The sequence below is a fragment of the Kribbella antibiotica genome (assembly GCF_004349055.1).
Taxonomy (GTDB): Bacteria; Actinomycetota; Actinomycetes; order Propionibacteriales; family Kribbellaceae; genus Kribbella; species Kribbella antibiotica.
Genome location: NZ_SMKX01000312.1, coordinates 1 through 1,210 on the forward strand (window position 1 = coordinate 1; position 1,210 = coordinate 1,210).

Genomic DNA, 1,210 nt, shown 5'->3' on the forward strand with positions numbered 1-1,210 from the left:
ATAAGAGACAGGTGGGTGGGCGCTCGGGCTGGCGATTCTGACCGCCACGTCGATCGGGTTCGGGCTGCGACCAGGGCTGCGGCGACGGCGGCGCCGTACGCCGGCTTCTCCCGCCGAGATCGCGCGGCCACCGCGGGCGGCAGTCATCGTGAACCCGATCAAGGTCGGGGACGGCGTGGCGTTCCGGCGGAAGGTGACTCGGTCGCTGGAGCTGCGCGGATTCGACGATCCGTTGTGGCTGGAGACTCGGGAGGACGACTCCGGGAACGCGATGGCCAAGCGGGCGATCGAGTACGAATCGGACCTGGTACTCGTGGCTGGGGGCGACGGGACCGTTCGGGTGGTCTGTGCGGCGCTGGCGCACACGGGCATTCCGGTGGGGGTGATCCCGGCCGGCACGGGGAACCTGCTGGCCCGGAACCTGCATATCCCGCTGGATCTGGACGACGCGCTCGAGCGGATCCTGGAAGGACGGGATCGGCGGATCGACCTGGTCTCCGTGTTCGGGGACGGGCTCGACAAGGATCGGTTCGCGGTGATGGCCGGGCTCGGGCTGGACGCGGCGATCATCTCGCAGGCGCCGCCGGTGCTGAAGGCGCAGATCGGGTGGCCGGCGTACCTGGTGTCGACGGCCCGGAACATCAATCACCCGTCGGTGCGGGTCCGGATCACGTTCGACGACGAGTTCACGATCGAGCGGCGGGTGCGGACTGTGGTGATCGGGAACGTCGGCATGCTGCAGGCGAACATCCCGCTGCTCCCGGACGCGCGGCCGGACGACGGCCTGATCGACGTGGTCGTGATCGCGCCGCGGCGGGTGACGCAGTGGCCGATCGTGGTCTGGCGGCTGATGACCCGCACCAACCGCGCCGACATGTACCTCGAACGCTTCACCGGCCGCAAGGTGTCCATCACCGCCGCGGTCGACGTAGAGCGCCAACTGGACGGCGATCCGATCGGTCCTGGGCGGTCACTGACCGCCGAAATCGAACCCGGCGCCCTAGTCGCCCGGGTCCCCCGCGGCCGCTGACCCGTCCCCATCTGATGGGTTCCCCCATCAGCTTGTGGGTTTTGCACCCGCATGGCGGTTTCTAGGGGTGGTTGCAACACCGTGGTGGTTTCTAGGTGGTGAGTAGATCACGCAGGCGTTCGGCTGGGGTGTCCCAGTCGAGTGTTTTGCGTGGTCGGGCGTTGAGTTCTTGGGCGACGT

General features: G+C 68.3%; 1 protein-coding gene. It reads left to right on the plus strand.

What is annotated here, in order from left to right:
* Positions 1-148: 148 nt before the first annotated feature.
* A complete protein-coding gene (locus E1263_RS42395; protein WP_238162085.1) occupies positions 149-1,030 on the plus strand; it encodes a diacylglycerol/lipid kinase family protein in 882 nt (293 codons plus the stop codon).
* The last annotated feature ends 180 nt before the right edge of the window (positions 1,031-1,210 follow it).